The 16,055-nt window shown below is 46.6% G+C and carries 20 protein-coding genes and 1 pseudogene; 11 read left to right on the top strand and 10 right to left on the bottom strand.

Going from position 1 to position 16,055, the window contains the following annotated elements:
• Positions 1 to 86 precede the first annotated feature (86 nt).
• The 6 genes and pseudogenes from MUK70_RS14270 to MUK70_RS14295 form a co-directional block, all read right to left on the bottom strand.
• Positions 87 to 548: a MarR family winged helix-turn-helix transcriptional regulator gene (locus tag MUK70_RS14270; RefSeq protein WP_234653127.1), complete on the bottom strand. Its 462-nt coding sequence runs from the start codon at positions 546 to 548 to the stop codon at positions 87 to 89.
• Complete coding sequence (locus MUK70_RS14275) at positions 532 to 978, bottom strand: EVE domain-containing protein (RefSeq protein WP_234653129.1); 447 nt, start codon at positions 976 to 978, stop codon at positions 532 to 534. The genes MUK70_RS14270 and MUK70_RS14275 overlap by 17 nt, the downstream gene beginning before the upstream one ends.
• A complete protein-coding gene (locus MUK70_RS14280) occupies positions 975 to 1,349 on the bottom strand; it encodes a VOC family protein (protein ID WP_234653131.1) in 375 nt (124 codons plus the stop codon). The genes MUK70_RS14275 and MUK70_RS14280 overlap by 4 nt, the downstream gene beginning before the upstream one ends.
• 470 nt (positions 1,350 to 1,819) lie before the next feature.
• Positions 1,820 to 1,969, bottom strand: a pseudogene (locus MUK70_RS14285) (helix-turn-helix domain-containing protein); the annotation flags it as partial.
• A 1-nt stretch (position 1,970) separates the two neighbouring features.
• Complete coding sequence (locus MUK70_RS14290; protein ID WP_234653133.1) at positions 1,971 to 2,405, bottom strand: SDR family NAD(P)-dependent oxidoreductase; 435 nt, start codon at positions 2,403 to 2,405, stop codon at positions 1,971 to 1,973.
• A 342-nt stretch (positions 2,406 to 2,747) separates the two neighbouring features.
• Positions 2,748 to 3,647 (bottom strand): helix-turn-helix domain-containing protein, encoded by a 900-nt coding sequence (locus tag MUK70_RS14295; RefSeq protein WP_234653135.1) that lies wholly within the window; start codon positions 3,645 to 3,647, stop codon positions 2,748 to 2,750.
• A gap of 67 nt (positions 3,648 to 3,714) precedes the next feature.
• On the opposite strand from MUK70_RS14295, the gene MUK70_RS14300 reads away from it, so the two are divergent.
• From MUK70_RS14300 to MUK70_RS14345, 10 genes are all read left to right on the top strand, one after another.
• On the top strand, positions 3,715 to 4,890 hold the full coding sequence (locus tag MUK70_RS14300; RefSeq protein WP_234653136.1) for an FAD-dependent oxidoreductase: 1,176 nt from the start codon (positions 3,715 to 3,717) through the stop codon (positions 4,888 to 4,890).
• Positions 4,891 to 4,962: 72 nt separating this feature from the next.
• Positions 4,963 to 5,589, top strand: a complete 627-nt coding sequence (locus MUK70_RS14305) for an NAD(P)-dependent oxidoreductase (protein ID WP_234653138.1) — start codon at positions 4,963 to 4,965, stop codon at positions 5,587 to 5,589.
• A gap of 106 nt (positions 5,590 to 5,695) precedes the next feature.
• A complete protein-coding gene (locus MUK70_RS14310) occupies positions 5,696 to 6,091 on the top strand; it encodes a hypothetical protein (protein WP_234653140.1) in 396 nt (131 codons plus the stop codon).
• A gap of 84 nt (positions 6,092 to 6,175) precedes the next feature.
• Positions 6,176 to 7,003: an MbnP family protein gene (locus tag MUK70_RS14315; protein ID WP_234653142.1), complete on the top strand. Its 828-nt coding sequence runs from the start codon at positions 6,176 to 6,178 to the stop codon at positions 7,001 to 7,003.
• Between the two features lie 24 nt (positions 7,004 to 7,027).
• Positions 7,028 to 8,116: a cytochrome-c peroxidase gene (locus MUK70_RS14320; protein ID WP_234653144.1), complete on the top strand. Its 1,089-nt coding sequence runs from the start codon at positions 7,028 to 7,030 to the stop codon at positions 8,114 to 8,116.
• A gap of 11 nt (positions 8,117 to 8,127) precedes the next feature.
• The gene (locus MUK70_RS14325; protein ID WP_234653145.1) at positions 8,128 to 9,036 is read left to right on the top strand and encodes a transporter family protein; all 909 of its coding nucleotides are present in this window, start codon (positions 8,128 to 8,130) and stop codon (positions 9,034 to 9,036) included.
• Positions 9,037 to 9,058: 22 nt separating this feature from the next.
• On the top strand, positions 9,059 to 9,550 hold the full coding sequence (locus MUK70_RS14330) for an MbnP family protein (RefSeq protein WP_234653147.1): 492 nt from the start codon (positions 9,059 to 9,061) through the stop codon (positions 9,548 to 9,550).
• Entirely contained in the window at positions 9,547 to 10,605 is a 1,059-nt protein-coding gene (locus MUK70_RS14335; RefSeq protein ID WP_234653149.1) for a cytochrome-c peroxidase, read from the top strand. Before MUK70_RS14330 ends, MUK70_RS14335 begins: the two co-directional genes overlap by 4 nt.
• A gap of 16 nt (positions 10,606 to 10,621) precedes the next feature.
• The gene (locus MUK70_RS14340; RefSeq protein WP_234653151.1) at positions 10,622 to 11,104 is read left to right on the top strand and encodes a hypothetical protein; all 483 of its coding nucleotides are present in this window, start codon (positions 10,622 to 10,624) and stop codon (positions 11,102 to 11,104) included.
• On the top strand, positions 11,101 to 11,736 hold the full coding sequence (locus MUK70_RS14345) for an SCO family protein (RefSeq protein WP_234653152.1): 636 nt from the start codon (positions 11,101 to 11,103) through the stop codon (positions 11,734 to 11,736). The genes MUK70_RS14340 and MUK70_RS14345 overlap by 4 nt, the downstream gene beginning before the upstream one ends.
• A gap of 239 nt (positions 11,737 to 11,975) precedes the next feature.
• Here MUK70_RS14345 and MUK70_RS14350 read toward each other — a convergent pair whose 3' ends face one another.
• From MUK70_RS14350 to MUK70_RS14360, 3 genes are all read right to left on the bottom strand, one after another.
• Positions 11,976 to 13,058, bottom strand: a complete 1,083-nt coding sequence (locus MUK70_RS14350; RefSeq protein WP_244784840.1) for a ligand-binding sensor domain-containing protein — start codon at positions 13,056 to 13,058, stop codon at positions 11,976 to 11,978.
• A gap of 114 nt (positions 13,059 to 13,172) precedes the next feature.
• Positions 13,173 to 13,943 carry an SDR family oxidoreductase gene (locus MUK70_RS14355; protein ID WP_234653157.1) on the bottom strand — a complete coding sequence of 257 codons (771 nt, stop codon included), beginning with the start codon at positions 13,941 to 13,943 and terminating at the stop codon, positions 13,173 to 13,175.
• 31 nt (positions 13,944 to 13,974) lie between these two features.
• On the bottom strand, positions 13,975 to 14,730 hold the full coding sequence (locus MUK70_RS14360) for an SDR family NAD(P)-dependent oxidoreductase (protein WP_234653159.1): 756 nt from the start codon (positions 14,728 to 14,730) through the stop codon (positions 13,975 to 13,977).
• Positions 14,731 to 14,835: 105 nt separating this feature from the next.
• On the opposite strand from MUK70_RS14360, the gene MUK70_RS14365 reads away from it, so the two are divergent.
• Positions 14,836 to 15,189 carry a winged helix-turn-helix transcriptional regulator gene (locus MUK70_RS14365; protein ID WP_234653161.1) on the top strand — a complete coding sequence of 118 codons (354 nt, stop codon included), beginning with the start codon at positions 14,836 to 14,838 and terminating at the stop codon, positions 15,187 to 15,189.
• A gap of 206 nt (positions 15,190 to 15,395) precedes the next feature.
• Here MUK70_RS14365 and MUK70_RS14370 read toward each other — a convergent pair whose 3' ends face one another.
• The gene (locus tag MUK70_RS14370; protein WP_234653163.1) at positions 15,396 to 15,896 is read right to left on the bottom strand and encodes a cupin; all 501 of its coding nucleotides are present in this window, start codon (positions 15,894 to 15,896) and stop codon (positions 15,396 to 15,398) included.
• Between the last annotated feature and the right edge of the window lie 159 nt (positions 15,897 to 16,055).

The following is a 16,055-nucleotide window of genomic DNA, read 5'->3' on the forward strand; positions in this document are numbered from 1 at the left end:
ATTCCCTAGATCACCAATCGGGAGCTTTCCAAAGAATTGAAACATTTGGAAGAAAACTTGATGATCAACACGACCATAATAGATGACTATCCGGGCTTATTCTGCTCAATAAGTGCCACGATCGTTGAATTAAAATCCGTCAGATCTGTCCCCAACCTTTGAAAAAACTCCAAATCGGCAGTTTCTACACAGATAATGGCTTTTTGCAGTACGGCCTCACCCTCCGACGTCAACTTGATCGTCTTTGCTCTGGTATCTGTCGGGTGCTCCTGACGGGTGATGAATTTCTTCTCTTCCAAGGTCCTGAGTACCTTTGACACCATCATCGTGTCTGCATTGCCCTGATTGGCTATATCAACCTGTGTAACCTGATCACTTTCCCTCGATAACCAGGCTAACGCACAAAGCAGTACAAACTGAGTATGGGTCAGGTCTAAAGGATCCAAGACACGCCTTTGCTTCCTTTGCCATAACATGGTCAATTGTCCCAAAAGATATCCAGGGCTGTCTTCGGGTTTTTTGAAATGAAATTCAATTCTCTTCGGCATAGTCTTCTTGTAGCATCTGTGAAGAAATTAATTCAAAGTCCTGACGATCGATCTCCAAGAGACCAAAACGGAACGGGTAACCCCAGTTTTTCTTGTCTTTAATAAAGTTCAGTCTGGAAATTAACGGTAAAATAGAAACATCTCTACCGGGCAAAAATTTAATATTACGTCTAGACGGGCAGAAATCCTCGGACACCTGGAGCTGATAAATTTGCTCGTCCATAACCTTTCCTATACCCGTAAATTCCTGGCACGCCGCGGGTCTTCCCAATGTCTGTTTTCCGGAATAATAAATCATGAAATCATCTTTACGCATCCTCTTCAAGGGTGATGCCTTTCCATGGCAGGTTTGGGCAATACCCTGCACAAGCGCACTTTTGACATGATCTTTTGATGCCACGATGATCCAGTATTTCGTATCCCCGCTCATATGGATTCGGCTGCCTTCAGAAAGGTGATGTTGTATCCGTCGGGGTCTTTAGCAATGAGTATCTTTCCGAAAGGTGTATCCTGAATCGGCCCTAACAGGGTCACGCTTTTTGCTGATAGCTGCGCCTGCAAATCCTCTATTTCCTCATCAATTGCAAACCATACTGAGACACCGGTGCCCAGTTCCTTTCCTTCGAGGTCACTGATTGGGGTTCTGATAGCAAAACTTGCTTCACCCTTGTTGTAGCTAAAAACACAGGCTTGTGGGTTGGGGATTCCCGCCTGCTCAAAACCCAGTTTTGTAGTGTAAAATTCTTTCGAGACTTCAAGATCCCTCACTTGAAGAGATGCAAATTCTAATTTTCTCATCATGCATATAATTTAATAGTCGCAACTATAATATACACGACACTTATATGCAAAGTTCCCTACTCATATTTTTTGATCATTTTGTTGACCCAAAAACAGCAGTTGTAACTTGTTCCTCATTAGCTCGTCTACAGGTTAGGTTTTGGTATTAACGCAAAAGTCCGTACACCTTGTACTATCCCAAGAACTTTCACTAAACCCCTCTCCCAACGTTCTGTGTTTTCTTATTTAACATAGTACAATTTAACATGTGCCACAAAAGATTAATCTGTACTATCATGGCGTCCACACCGCTGTTATAGCATAGTTTGTTACTAAGGCTATATTTCATTTTAATCACCATTTCCGGAGCATTACGAAAACGACAGAAAATTCATTTACATGCCGCTGATCCTGAAAGTATTGGCCAAATACAACGGATCAAAAAGCCAATCGTACAGCCTGGCAGTTCAGGCTGCGCTGCATGAGCTAATTAATTCACCTACTGTCATATCACTGAATGTCAACACTTCCTTTGCTTTTTCGATGAGTTTATTGTGAATGTGCTGCTGCGTATTCTGGCCGGTCAGTGCGCGGAGCATGTCGCCCAGGTAGCGGGGCGAAACGTGCAGCTCGTCCGAAAGATTACATCGAGCTCACCGGGAAAGTCATCAGCCCTGCCGACGAGCCGGTAGTGATAAAAAGCCCTGCTTTCCGCTCACGGAAATACGGAATGAATGCCTGCGTCACCCGCACGACACCGAAAAAATTGGTTTCCATTTGATGTACCAGCTGTTCGTCGGTCATCGCCTCCAATGCGCCGAACAATTCATAACCGGCATTGTTAAATACCAGATCGATATCGCCCAAAGCCAGCGTCTGTTGGGTGGTTTCGCGGATTTGCGTCGCGTTGGTCACGTCGAGGGGCAGCACCGTTACATTATCCCGCACATTGAGTTCTGTTTCATTTTCAGGTTTGCGCATGGTCGCGATCACTTTCCAGCCCTTGGCCGCAAACAATTTGGCCGTAGCCCTTCCGATACTTGTTGAAGCACCAATAATAAAAATAGTCTTTGTCATTTGTCTTGCTTGTTAATTTTCGAGAGACAAATTTCTGCGGCGCACGGCTGGCGTTTGTAGCAGATGTGGAGATTTTTGTAGCCCAAATGGTTGGGCTATCCTTTACTTTTCGCTAGCCAGTGCCAGCTCTTTTTGCGTATTTTCACCCAATGCCATCCTGAGCGGCGCTGTGTAATGCTTGCAACTTATGATTCTGGTCAAATCCCGAAACACAAAATTAATTTTAAGCAAGTGGGGTGAATTTAAAGTTTGTCGGACGCTGCTTAGAAGTAAGTAGCAACAAGTCTTTTCGCGTTTACATAAAGGTGGATCATATTACCTTGGAAAAATAATGCTTTTCAACTATCGACTGTTGGCGTACTTGATCCGGTATTGCAAGGGAGTAGTACGGAGCCGTGCGGAGAATATCGCGATGAAATGGCTCGGGTTGGTGTATCCAATTTGGTAACTGATCTCTTTAATAGAAATATCGGTATACCGCAATAAACGCTGTGCTTCCAGCATACAATGGTCCTGAATGATGGTTGTTGCCGTGCTACCTGTCAATTGTTTGAGCATGTCGTTGAGATGGGCAGTTGAAATGGACAATTCCTGTGCATACTGGGACGGCTTTTTCCAATCCCGATAATGTTCGGCGAGCAGCGCCAAAAACTGTTGTTTGATAAGCTGTGGCCTGTTTTTCTTGTGTTTGCTCTGCTCTGCCACGGAAGAAGCGATGCTACTCAAAATATACAGCATACCCGAAAATAGGGCGACCATCGCTTTGCCCGCTAACCCGCGCTGCAAAGACTGTTCCGCTATCACCGTCAGCAATTTTTCAATTTGCCGGTAACCTGCATCTGTTGGAAGCTGATCGATTTTTACAGGCCTTTGAAAATAGATATCCAGTTCGTTTTGTTGTGATTGATCAATCACCGTGGGATCAAAGTCAATGACCCATCCTTTAAGTGGAGATACCTGCGTGAGCAGGTGTATCTGTCCGGGAAATACGAGCAGCACAAATGGCCCCTCCAAGTCGAGCTTCTCCAAATCTATGCTGCCTGTCAGCTTTCCTTCCTCAATGATCAGCAACATGTAGTGCTTGTCCCGATGGGGCAAGGCAACACTATGGCTTCCGGTGACCCTGGTATCCGGACTCAATCTCCGGACCACAATGCCTTTCGATCCGGGCTCGGCAAGACCATATTCCGGTATGCGAGAGATTTTTCCGCGATTCCCGATATTATTACCTTTTAACCGCATATTTATAGATCTATTATCCACTTTTCTTTGCATTAAGTAAATAACAAAGCAACTGATAAGCAAAGCGATGATCAATAAATCTGTAAAACACCTCGAAGACCTCCGGGTCATTATTGTCGGAGGAGGCCTGGTTGGAATGACCGCGGCAATTGCCTTCAAACGTTTGGGCGCTAGGGTAACTCTGATCGAGCAGGCGCCGGAAATACGGGCCGCAGGCGCTTCGATCAATCTATGGAAAAACGCGCTAGACGTGTTTGACGACCTGGGACTCGGCGAGCAAATACGTGCAACCGGGGTTCCGTTGGAGACCTGGTTTTATGACGCGGCTGGCAAGCGTTATCGCGCGCCCGGGTATGATCCGGAAGATTATGCCTTTACCCTCTTTTCAAGACCTGTTTTAACGAACATCCTCGCTGATGCTGTGGGCAGGGAAAATATCATGCTTAACAGTAAACTTGCTCACTTTGATGAAGATGCTGATCGGGTGACCATTACTTTGACACATGGAAAACAGCTTCAAGCCGATTTGCTGATTGGCGCAGACGGCGTTTATTCCACTGTGCGGCGTCAGTTGCTGCCCTCTTACCCCGCCAAAGAACATAAAGGACATCACGTCTGGAGAGCGGTTGTGGCGCCAGGCGATGAAGCAGTTCAAAATACGATCCTCACAGTTGGACATAACCGGACAAGGGGTGGGCTTGCCAGAACCGCCGGCAACCAGGTGTTTTGGATGATCAATCAGTTTAATAGCGAACAACCAACCGGTACTAAAAAAGAGCAGGCCTTGCGCCGGGCAGCCAATTTGAATGATGCCGGCTGGGGAGATTCGCTCATCCGGTTGATCGAGGCGACACCGGAAGACAGCATTATATTCAGCCAGATCATGTACGTACCTGAATTGCCTTTTTGGGTATCAAAACGGGTCGCGCTCGTAGGCGACGCAGCCCATGGACTGTCGCCGCATATTGCGGCAGGAGGTGCGCTGGGTATAGAAGACATCCAAGTGCTTACCGATTCCCTTATCGCCGAGCGCGATATCTCCGCCGCATTAAAGCGATATGAAGCCTACCGCATGCCTTACTTTGATATCGTACGCCGCTTTTCAAATGATGTAGAGCAGTCGGCCGACTCAAAGGATTATGCAGGCCGGTATGCTGCCTTTACACACTGGATGCTCAATGACGGCTACAAAGCCGCCAGGTCTTTTAATGGCTTATCGCCGCTAGTAGCCTCAAAAGCATAAAACCATCATTATTTGAAATCGGCTGATTTTTACACCACAACCTGATTCCTGATCAGGCAAAAACCTTCAAAAATGAAAATAGCAATCATCGGAGCTTCGGCGGGCATAGGGTCTGAAACCGTCAGGTTAGCACTGCAAAGAGGACATACCGTCAAGGCGCTTTCAAGAAATAATGCGCCTTTGGCTGAACATCAGTCATTAATCAAAATCAATGGAACGGCACTTTCGGTGGCCGATTTGAAAACAGTTATTGCTGACACAGATGTCGTGATCGTAACGGTAGGAACCAATAACAAAAAGGGAACCAAGCTTTTCTCAGAGTCGGCAAAAGCATTGGTAGTCGCCATTTCAGAAACAGCTTACAAAGGAAACGTACTTATCGTGTCCGGCTTTGGCACCGGCGACAGTGCTGGTTATCTCAATCTTTTTATGCGTCTGATCATCCGATTTTTCCTAAAAGATCAGTATAAGGATAAGACCCTGATGGAAAAGATCATTTCCGAAAGCAAGCTGAACTGGGAATTCATTAAGCCCGGAATGCTCACGAACGGTCCATTGAACACCAGTTACAAAGTCCTCACAGAGCTATATCCGGGAGTAAAAGTGAAAAAAATATCCAGAGCCAGCGTGGCCGATTACCTCGTTAATGAAGCCGAGGCTCCCAGGCATTTACTTGATCATGTTTTACTAAGTAGTTAATAAATTTGCAGTGAAAAAAATATTAAGATGTGTTAGTCTTTCAATATTGGCGTTTGATGTTTACATTTACCGCATCTTCGAGTGACAAATTCTTATCTGCCTTAAATTGATTCGTTTACACAGACAGTGGATTGGCCTGGGCCTTTTGACGCTAATGCTTGTAAAAGCATGGCTGATCCCGCTTGTTTGTCTGGACTACGAACTTCGTAAAGATTATATTGCCAAAACGCTTTGCGTAAACAGGGACACGCCCATCACGATGTGTTATGGGAAATGTTACCTGGCTAAAAAGCTTAATGCCGCCAGTCAACAGCAGGAGCGCCAGGCTGAGCAGAACTATCTGGCAAGCCTGATCTATCAGGTGATGAATACAGATAGCAACAAGCTATTTGAATATACCCCTGTTGCCTTCCTTTTCCTTGATACGGTTCAATATCGTTATCAATCTTCATTTATCGACCGCCTGTCCATAGGCAGCATATTCCGTCCGCCCGTCGTGTAGTAACCTGTCATTTCTTTTCTTAACAGTTTACTAAAAACATCCACGCTCTCAACATTAACTTGTTGAGACAGAACCTCATATTGTATGAAATGTATTAATCAATACATTGTAGCGTCGGTAGCTGCCTGTGCAGTCTTTCTATTATTCTCATGTTCCACTCCTGCGAGTCCCAGCCCTGAGCCAGTCGCCCCTGATGGTGGAAAAATGCGCCTTGAATTTGATAATGTTGTTGGGGACAAAAACCTGGTTTTGAATAGTGTAACTTATAAAAATGCTTCCAATGAAGATTTTGTGGTTACCAAGTTTAACTACTTCATTTCCAACATTAAACTGACGAAGTCAGACGGGAGTGTATTTACCATGCCGCAGGATTCGAGTTATTTCCTGATTAAGGAAGATACCAAATCTTCGCAGTTCGTCACTTTGAACAACGTGCCCTTCGGTGATTATACGGCCGCAGAGTTTATGGTAGGCGTGGACAGCCTCCGCAACACCGCGCCCATTGAGAAAAGGTTTGGCGTACTTGACCCTTCCGGTTCCATGATGGATGACGGCATGTACTGGGCCTGGAATTCTGGTTACATTTTTGTCAAATTGGAGGGCACTTCTTCAAAAGGCAACCCGGTGAATGGCAAATTTTACTATCACATTGGCCTCTTTGGCGGCTACAACGAAAAAACTGTCAATAACACCCGTGTCGTAAAAATGAACTTCGGCGAGCTGAAAGCCAGTGTCACAAGCGGCAAAGCGCCGGAAGTGCATTTCCTGGTCGACGTACTGAAAGTGTTCGACGGGCCTGCTGCCAACATTACCATTGCTGGTTATAACAGTATCATGGGCGGCCAGCCGGAAAAGTCGCAGCAGATCGCGGACAACTATGTGAATATGTTCACTTTGGATCATATCCACTGAACCACCCAGCTATCCGCTTTTGATATGAGCAGACTCATTCTGATATTAATGCTTTCGCTGATCTGTTGTAGTACAGCCGAGCAAAAATCGCCCCTGCCGGTCCAGGTAGGACCTACGCCCATTGTCTGGAAAAAGCCGGCCGGTTTTCCCGACCCGGTTTACGACCTGTCGCGCAACCCGCTGACCGAGGAAGGGGTGCAATTGGGGAAATTCCTGTTTTACGATGGCATACTGTCCAGGACTAACCTGGTAGGCTGCGGGACCTGCCACCAGCAGGCAGCTGCTTTCACCCACCACGGGCATGAACTCAGCCACGGCGTGGACGACCGGTTGGGCGTCCGCAATTCCCCGGCCATTCAAAATATGGCATGGAACACGTCTTTTTTCTGGGACGGCGGCGTGCATGATATGGACCTGGTGCCTTTCAACCCGATCGAAAATCCGGTGGAAATGGATCAAAAAGTGGTGAATGTGCTCGATAAGCTGCGCAAAACGCCCTCGGCTACATCGAAGATCCCGGTGGATTATCCCAAGATGTTCAAGGCAGCTTTTGGAACGGAAGAGATCAATTCCGAGCGCATGATGAAAGCGCTGTCGCAGTTCATGATGACGATGGTTTCGGCCACTTCCAAGTACGATTATTACCGTGCGGGTGACCAGAATGCATTAAATGCGCAGGAGAAACAAGGTTTGGTTTTGTTTCAAAAAAATTGCAATTCCTGCCATGAGGGCGTTCTTTTTACCGATCATTCATTTCGCAACAATGGCCTAATGCCAATGCGCAATAATGACCAGGGACGGTTTGCGATCACGGGAAAGCCGGGTGACGACTACAAGTTTAAAGTCCCCAGCCTCCGCAATGTGGGCCTTACTGCGCCTTACATGCACGACGGGCGATACCATACTTTGGAGGAAGTGCTCGACCATTACACCGATAGTGTCCAGAAATCGCCTACGCTTGATTCCCTGCTGGTTCAGTCCAATGGTAAAACCGGGATTGCATTGTCCCCGGCAGACAAACAGGCGCTCACTGCTTTCCTGAAAACACTTTCCGACGAGCAGTTTATCCGTGATACCAAATTCGCCGACCCGGGGGTAGGAACCGCATTTTAAACGATATGATTATGAAAATCAAATACATAGCGTTCATAGCGCTGTTTCTCGCGGGGCGGGCCTCTGTGGCCTGTGACATTTGCGGGTGTGCCAACAGTGGCTCTTATTTCGGCCTGATGCCCCAATCCCACAAATCGGTGATCGGGCTGCGTTATCAGCGCCTGCATTTCGTAACGCACGGCGACAGCAAGGTTTTGAAAACGGAAGAGCATTTCCACGTCGGCGAATTGTACGCCCGGTTGTTCCCGATCAAGCGTGTGCAGGTGATGGCTTTTGTCCCTTATCGCATTGACAGACAGGTCACTTCTGCGGATGTGAAAAAGCAGAATGGCCTGGGTGATATCACGGTTTTGGCCAATTACAACATCCTGAACACTTTCATGGACAAGGAAACTTCCGGCAAATTCAATCATACCCTGATGGTGGGTGGCGGGGTTAAGCTACCTACCGGTCAGTTCAAATTTGATGAGAACAATACGCTGGAAGTGGCCAACGCCAATTTTCAGTTAGGGACTGGCAGCACAGACCTGATCGTCAATGCCTTTTACACGATTAATAAAGAGCAATGGGGCCTGGCTACCAACATTTCCCGCAAGTTTAATACGACCAATTCACAGGGTTACCGGTTTGGCGATCAGGTGTTTGGAACCGTAGAGCTGTACCGGTCTTTTAACCTGGGCAACATTTCACTGACACCCAGCATCGGCGTTTACGGCGAACATGCGGACCAGGGAAAGCAGCACGGTCAGGTGCTCGACATCACGGGAGGCAGGCTGCTGAATGCCACCGCAGGGGTTACATTTTTCTCCGACCAATGGACGGTCGGGATCAATGCCCAAAAGCCCGTGGCCCAGAAAAGCGCTTCTGGTCATGTCCTAGCCCGGGAGAGGCTGATGCTGCAAGTAGGATTTTTATTTTAATACATCTAAAGCAATAAAAAAAATGATACGTATAATCATATCCGTTTGTCTTTCCATAATTTTTTCGGCTTGCTCAGGAGAGGATAACAAGCCATTGGTAACACCCATCGCAGCGGGAGAGCTGAACATCACTTTTGATGCGAAGGTGGGTAATGTTGATTTTGCGCTGAACAAAGACTTTGCGGTTGGGAGCCAGACGCTGAACTTTTCAAAGCTCCGGTACTGGATCAGTAATGTAGTTCTAGTCAATGCGCAGGGAACCGAGTTCATCGTGCCGGATTCCTACTTCCTAATGGAGGAGGTGGGTGAGCTGGATCTTTCCGGCACGATCAACGAGAAATTGATCTATCCTGCCAACAAGCGCGAAACAATCACTTTAAAGGGCATTCCAGCCGGTGAGTACAAGTCCGTCAAGTTTGCTATCGGGGTAGATGCGAGGCATAATGATAACCTGAGCCTCCGTGCGGGCGAACTGTCGATCGCCAACGGGATGAGCAGCTCAGTGATTCAATGATACCAGGTATCAATCGATTGACGATCTTGTTAATGGCTGTCATGTTGAATGCTTGTGACAAACCGGGACTGGTATTGCAACAAAAGCCTTACCGATTTCAGGTTCCTGCGCACTTTCCTGAACCTGTTTTCGACACCGAAAACCCGATGAGCCAGGCCGGGGTGCAACTGGGGAGGATGCTCTTTTATGATAAAAGGCTGTCGGCCAATAACCAGGTGTCGTGTGCCAGTTGTCATGATCCGAAACTCGCACTTAGCGATGGTGTGAAACTAAGTAATGCGGGCGTTTCGGCGACTGCATTGCACCGCCATTCACCGGCATTGTTCAATCTGGCATGGGCCAACAACGGGCTTTTTTGGGACGGCGGCGCAACAAACCTGGAATCCCAGGCATTTGCGCCATTGACTGCCCAAGACGAAATGGCACAGGACCTGGATCAGCTGGTCATTGAGCTTAATGCGGTTCCTGCATACGTTTCAGGTTTTCAGCAGGCGTTTGACGAACCCGCCAATGCACAAAATGTAGCGAAGGCCTTGGCGCAATTCGAGCGCTCACTGGTGTCTGCCGGCTCGAAGTATGATCGATACCTGTTGAAAATCAAGGGCGAAACGTTGACTGACGACGAGCTGAAAGGCCGGGAACTGGTCCGGCAAAAATGCCAGGGATGTCATGTTGGCGAGCTCTTCACGGACCAAAGTTTCCATAACAACGGCATCGATTCGGACTTCTCCAATTCGGAACATGAAGGCATTCACCAGGGAAGATACAGGATCACCTATGACCCTGCCGATCTTGGGAAATTCAAAACGCCATCGCTCCGAAATGTCTCATTGACTGCTCCTTATATGCATGACGGTCGTTTCGCCACGCTGGAAGAAGTGATTGAACATTACTCGGGCGGGATCAAAGGCTCTGCCACGCTTTCTTCCCGGATTCCCGAAGGAGGATTTCACTTTTCAAAACAGGAAAAGAAGCAAATGATCGCATTTCTGCATACGCTGACAGACGATTCATTTATTGAAAATCCAGATCATGGAAAACCATCAGATCACTAACATTTAACTACTTAGAATGAAAACATACCTGATTTTAATGATTGCTGCATTGGCTATAATGGCCTGCGACAGCGATCAGAAGAGCGGAAATCATCTTGCTCACCACGAGATGTCACAGGCCGGTCACCAACACCCGAAGGCGAAGCAGCTGCTCGATCTGCATGACAGCCTGATGGAGAAAATGGAGGAAATTCTGACGCTCAAAAAGCGCCTGAAAAGTATCATCAATCGACTCGACAGCCTGAATGGGATCAGCCCGAGCCCAGAGCTGCAAAAGCGAAAACAGCAGGCAGAAGCGCTTGCGGAACAGCTGAGCCAGGCAGACGAATCGATGATGGACTGGATGCATCAGTACAAAACAGACACCCTAGAAAAGCTCGATGCCGGCCGGCAAGACGCCTACATTGCGGACCAGACCGCGAAAATGAACCTGGTGAACAGCCAGACCCAGAATGCTATGTCAAAGTCAAAAGAATTTATAAAAAACAACAACCAATGAAACACTTAATCGCTTGTGTACTGGTGCTATGGATCGGTGCATGTAAACATAAAAAGCTTCCGATTCTGGGCGAGCCGGAAATTGTCACAAAAATGGTAGATGGCAAGAAAACCGAAGTGACAGAGTATCCGAGAATTCCAGACTATTCTTTTATTAATCAGAAAAATCAAACATTCACCCAAAAGCAAATGGAAGGGAAAATCTATGTCGCCGATTTCTTTTTCACCGCCTGCCCGACCATCTGTCCGGTCATGAAATCAAACATGCTAACAGTGGTGGAGCGATATAAAGACAATCCAAAAGTGGGCATTCTTTCCCATACCATTGACCCTGAGCACGACACCCCGGCTGTACTCAAAAAATATGCGGATGATTTAGGCTTGAAAGGCGATATGTGGCAGTTTGTGACCGGGGACCGGGAAAAAATCTATGACATCGGTCAGAAGCACTACATGGTCAGCGCGATGGCTGACCCCAATGAGCCGGGTGGGTTTATTCACAGCGGCGCTTTTGTGCTGGTTGATAAAGACCGGTATGCCCGTGGGATTTATGACGGCACTTCAAAGGAAAGCACTGCCAAGCTAATTGAAGATATGGGTGTTTTGTTGGAAGAATCAAACACGGAAGAATGATATGTATGAAGCATCTGTGTACATTTACGAGCTGGACAAAATCTATATTGCCATTAAAAACAAGCTGAGTTTACCCTACAAAATAGAGGTATATGCCCGGAATGGACAACAGCTAAACAAGGAGTATAATAACCTTCCTGTATACCGGCGAAAGATAGATGTTTCAATGCTTTCGAAAGTTCCGTTTTTTCCTTTATGTATCTCCCTGTTAATCCGAACACAAGGTCAGCAAACTGATCCTATTTATTTAAGGCAGTAATGGCATTTCCATCATAACGATACACTCCACTTAAAGTGCCAAACCAGATGCTTCCATCATTCGCTTCTGAGATACCGAAAATCAAATTTTTATAATCTTCATATTCCGACATTACATCGGTTACAGTAGGCTTTTGGTTAGACAATGTCTGTGCGTCAAACCGGGAAAGTGCCCACTTTTCGCTTCCGTTATAAGGAGATTTTGAACTGGTCCAGATGTTGCCCATTTTGTCTTCGTAGACATATCCGGTAGGTTGCTGTGAGAAATTGGTAAATGTATTACCATCAATGCGCCAAAGGCCGTCTTCTGCGCTTGCTAGCCAGATATTGCCTTTCGTATCCTCAATGATCTTACGAACATTTAAGAAAGATTCGCCATTATGGGTAACAACCTTAAATTTTTCTCCGTCAAAAGTGAAGGTATTGCCTCTTGTGCCAAACCAAAATTTTCCAGTTTTGTCTTCTACAATAGAATTAACATCATTATCGTAAGGGTCAAAACGTGACAATCCTTCATTCATCTTATATGTCGTAAAGGATTTTCCTTTTGCGTTGAGCGAGTCGGACTGCCGAGCCGGGTCGTAGCGGCTTGCTCCGGCTTTTGTGCCAAACCAGATATTGCCGGCTTTATCTTCATAAATATCAAGAACCTGATCACTCGCAAGCCCATCCTTAGTTGTAAAATGCTGAAAAGTTTTCCCATCTGCCCGACTGGGATCATAATAATATACTCCGGAATAAGTGGTCGAAAACCAAAAATTCCCTTTTTTATCTTCTAACACAGCAAAAAAACGGGCTGAACTTACATTGCCGGTAATATTTGTGAACGACTGTCCTACCGGCCGTTTAGGATCGTACCGAAAAATACCATCAAACGCAGCAATCCAGGTATTGCCCTTACTGTCTTGTATAAAATTACGGGTGATTGTCTTAGGCACATTAGAGGTAATCAATTCTTGCTTTTCGTAAATCTCCCCTTTTGGTAAGCCAAATTGCCCTTGTCCTTCACACAAAGTGGTTAGAATCAACATGAATAAGGCACAAATGTGCACGGATTTTGTCATGAATTTACAGGTTTAAGATTTCCTGCAAATCAACTGTTTTTTGATTAAAGATTTAGTTAACAGCCTGTTAATGATTGTTACTCGGGATGGCACTACCACATTGAGCCGGGCTGCTTACTTCATCAGACTAATATTGGTCATTCCGCCATCCGACAGGATTTCGGTGCCAACTACAAAGGCCGAATCGTCCGAAGCCAGGAATAGTGCAGCTTTTCCAATGTCGGACGGAAGTCCCTGTTTGCCGACCGGGATCATATCAACCCAAAGTTGCTTCACTTGTTTCAAATGCTCTGCCGGTACTAGCTTTTCAAAAACAGGTGTATCGATAGAACCCGGAGATAGTGCATTGACCCGGATTTTTCTAGGCAATAAATCCAGCGATAAGCCTTTTGCCAAAGATATGACGGCTGCTTTCGCCGCACTGTAAATGGCCATTCCCGGCACGGCACGATGCGCAGCGCTCGATCCGATCAGTATGACAGACGCTCCGTCATTTAAATAAGGCAGCGACTTTTGCACCGTAAAATAGGCACTTTTCAGGTTTAAGTCCATGTAAAGATCATACCCTTCCTCGGTCACATCGCTTATTGAACCCATCGGAACCCCATCCACAACACCGCCTGCATTCACGACCAATACGTCAATTTTCCCAAACGTATCTGCGGTCTTTTTGAAGGTATTTTCCAGATCATCCAGGTTTGTAACATCGCCTTTAATACCAATAAAACCTTCACCCAATGCTGTAACCGACTTGTCTAATGTTGTCTGGTTTCTTCCTGTAATTGCACCCACTGCGCCTTCATTCCTGAAAGTCTCTGCAATGCCAAATCCAATACCGCTATTCCCGCCGGTAATGACGGCTACTTTATTTTCTAATCTTTTCATTTTCATTTTTTGATAAATAAATTCTTAATACTTACAGCCCGTAAATGCCGCCTGATACGGAGATTTTCTCTCCCGTGATCCATGCAGATTCGTCCGAAGCCAGGAATACTGCCACTTTCGCAATATCATCGGGCTGTCCGGTGCGGCCCAGTGGTGTACTGGCAACGAATTTCGTTTCGGCTTCGCTACCAATAAATCCTGCGCTGCGTGAACCCTCGGTTTCGACGACGCCCGGCAGAATTGAGTTGATACGGATGTTTTTCCCGCTGAATTCCTTTGATAAGGAGATCGTTATGGCATCCAGCGCAGCTTTGGTTGCGGAGTAAACCGATCCTGTGGGTAATGGCGTCTTGCCTGCCTCGGAGCTAATGTTGATGATGTTGCCGCCTTTATCTCCAAAGAGTTTTAATGAACCCTGAATGGAGAGTATCGAACCGAGAACATTGATGTTGAACTGCTCGTGGAAAGTCCGGGCGGATACTTCTTCAATCGGCTGATACTGGTAAATTCCTGCATTGTTTACCAGGATATCCAAAGTCCCGAAAGCACTTTTGGTCTCTTCAAACAGCCTGGTTACATCGGCTTCGATGGATACGTCCCCCTGGACAGCGATGGCGGTGCCGCCGTTGTCTGTGATATCCTTTACCACTTTGTCTGCACCTTCCCTACTCGAAGCATAATTCACGACCACTTTTGCGCCTTCTGCTGCAAATTGTTTGGCTATCGCAGCTCCTATTCCCTTTGATGCGCCGGTTACTACTGCTACTTTATTCTGTAATCTGCTCACTTTTCAATCCATTTAAGTTTACGCTTACAAAGTTAGGTTCGCGAAGTTTACAATCGTAACTTTGTTACGAAAAGTAACAGTAACATCGAGGTAACAAACTAACCTATGCAGTGCGAACCACATCTGATTGACAAGCATAAAAAAAAGATGATGGCCGTCCAGGATTCCATGGATGTGCTGAACGGCAAATGGAAGATCTCTATCATATCTTCTATTTGCTATTATAACAAAAGGCGATTTTCGGACATTCTCAACGACGTGGCCGGTATTTCCAACAAAATGCTGAGCAAGGAATTGAAAGAGCTGGAAATAAATCAGCTGGTAAAAAGGACCGTGCTGGACACCCAGCCCATAACGGTTCAGTACGAGCTAACCGAACACGGCCTGACGCTGAAAACCATCATTAACAACCTCACTGACTGGGGAGTAGCGCACCGCAAGAAGATCATTGGCGAATAGACGATGAAGAAGTTCCATTTGTTCAATTGGCCAATTATAAGCAGCAGCTTCCATGGGCGACGTTCCGCGAAATTTCTGCCGGTGGTCACCAGTTGAATAATGACCTGAGCAACGTAGCAGAAAGTATTCGCTCGCTGGGAGCGGCATGATGCGTTTTTCCTGTATTGAACCCACCCGAATGCGGAGACACAAATAGATGACAAAAACTAACCCCAGTAATTCCTCAATGTGCCCTGAACACCATCGATTGGGTCTGTGACGGGTACAGGGACAGCCTTGATCTGTGACAGCGCAGTCCTGCGTTCCTCTTCGGTTCCTGTCAGCAAGTCCCACGATCTGCCATCGGGGTAACCGCCCACAATTTCATAACCACTCTGCCCCGGTAATGAGCAATGACCGACACCTGCCGGTAACACAATCACATCTCCTGCCGCAACAGAGACAGTGATTCCTGCTCTTCCGCCTAGCCGCAGCCGGACCGCTCCCTGCCCCACTCCCAACACTTCGTGTGTCGTACTATGAAAATGATCATATGAAAGGATGGTGTCTCGCCAGTTGTTGGTCCATCCGTTCTTTACGAATGTCGATTCAAACCAATCAGAGTTATTCTCGTGCGTGCAAACCTGCCGGTATACCAGAACGGGCAGGTTACTGTTGGGAATGACGCCATCGTCACTCAACTGATATTCTTCTACTTCAAGTTTCATTTGTGCGATAGTTGGTTATAAAAGTGGTTTCGACTTAATGTTGTTTATACAAAGACCGAAATCCCCAATATTTATGCTTCCAAAATGCTTTTGGTACAATATCCTGAATTTACGTTTTCGGCAAAGCACGAACTGCCGCGGCCTGTTCCCAACATAATC

The sequence above is a fragment of the Dyadobacter chenwenxiniae genome (assembly GCF_022869785.1).
Lineage (GTDB): Bacteria > Bacteroidota > Bacteroidia > Cytophagales > Spirosomataceae > Dyadobacter > Dyadobacter chenwenxiniae.

Bases quoted from the DNA above. Each gene is read 5' to 3' on its own strand.
- MUK70_RS14270 (WP_234653127.1), bottom strand. From the start codon at position 548: ATGCCGAAGAGAATTGAATTTCATTTCAAAAAACCCGAAGACAGCCCT.
- MUK70_RS14275 (WP_234653129.1), bottom strand. From the start codon at position 978: ATGAGCGGGGATACGAAATACTGGATCATCGTGGCATCAAAAGATCAT.
- MUK70_RS14280 (WP_234653131.1), bottom strand. From the start codon at position 1,349: ATGATGAGAAAATTAGAATTTGCATCTCTTCAAGTGAGGGATCTTGAA.
- MUK70_RS14290 (WP_234653133.1), bottom strand. From the start codon at position 2,405: ATGACAAAGACTATTTTTATTATTGGTGCTTCAACAAGTATCGGAAGG.
- MUK70_RS14295 (WP_234653135.1), bottom strand. From the start codon at position 3,647: ATGCGGTTAAAAGGTAATAATATCGGGAATCGCGGAAAAATCTCTCGC.
- MUK70_RS14300 (WP_234653136.1), top strand. From the start codon at position 3,715: ATGATCAATAAATCTGTAAAACACCTCGAAGACCTCCGGGTCATTATT.
- MUK70_RS14305 (WP_234653138.1), top strand. From the start codon at position 4,963: ATGAAAATAGCAATCATCGGAGCTTCGGCGGGCATAGGGTCTGAAACC.
- MUK70_RS14315 (WP_234653142.1), top strand. From the start codon at position 6,176: ATGAAATGTATTAATCAATACATTGTAGCGTCGGTAGCTGCCTGTGCA.
- MUK70_RS14320 (WP_234653144.1), top strand. From the start codon at position 7,028: ATGAGCAGACTCATTCTGATATTAATGCTTTCGCTGATCTGTTGTAGT.
- MUK70_RS14325 (WP_234653145.1), top strand. From the start codon at position 8,128: ATGAAAATCAAATACATAGCGTTCATAGCGCTGTTTCTCGCGGGGCGG.
- MUK70_RS14330 (WP_234653147.1), top strand. From the start codon at position 9,059: ATGATACGTATAATCATATCCGTTTGTCTTTCCATAATTTTTTCGGCT.
- MUK70_RS14335 (WP_234653149.1), top strand. From the start codon at position 9,547: ATGATACCAGGTATCAATCGATTGACGATCTTGTTAATGGCTGTCATG.
- MUK70_RS14340 (WP_234653151.1), top strand. From the start codon at position 10,622: ATGAAAACATACCTGATTTTAATGATTGCTGCATTGGCTATAATGGCC.
- MUK70_RS14345 (WP_234653152.1), top strand. From the start codon at position 11,101: ATGAAACACTTAATCGCTTGTGTACTGGTGCTATGGATCGGTGCATGT.
- MUK70_RS14350 (WP_244784840.1), bottom strand. From the start codon at position 13,058: ATGACAAAATCCGTGCACATTTGTGCCTTATTCATGTTGATTCTAACC.
- MUK70_RS14355 (WP_234653157.1), bottom strand. From the start codon at position 13,943: ATGAAAAGATTAGAAAATAAAGTAGCCGTCATTACCGGCGGGAATAGC.
- MUK70_RS14365 (WP_234653161.1), top strand. From the start codon at position 14,836: ATGCAGTGCGAACCACATCTGATTGACAAGCATAAAAAAAAGATGATG.
- MUK70_RS14370 (WP_234653163.1), bottom strand. From the start codon at position 15,896: ATGAAACTTGAAGTAGAAGAATATCAGTTGAGTGACGATGGCGTCATT.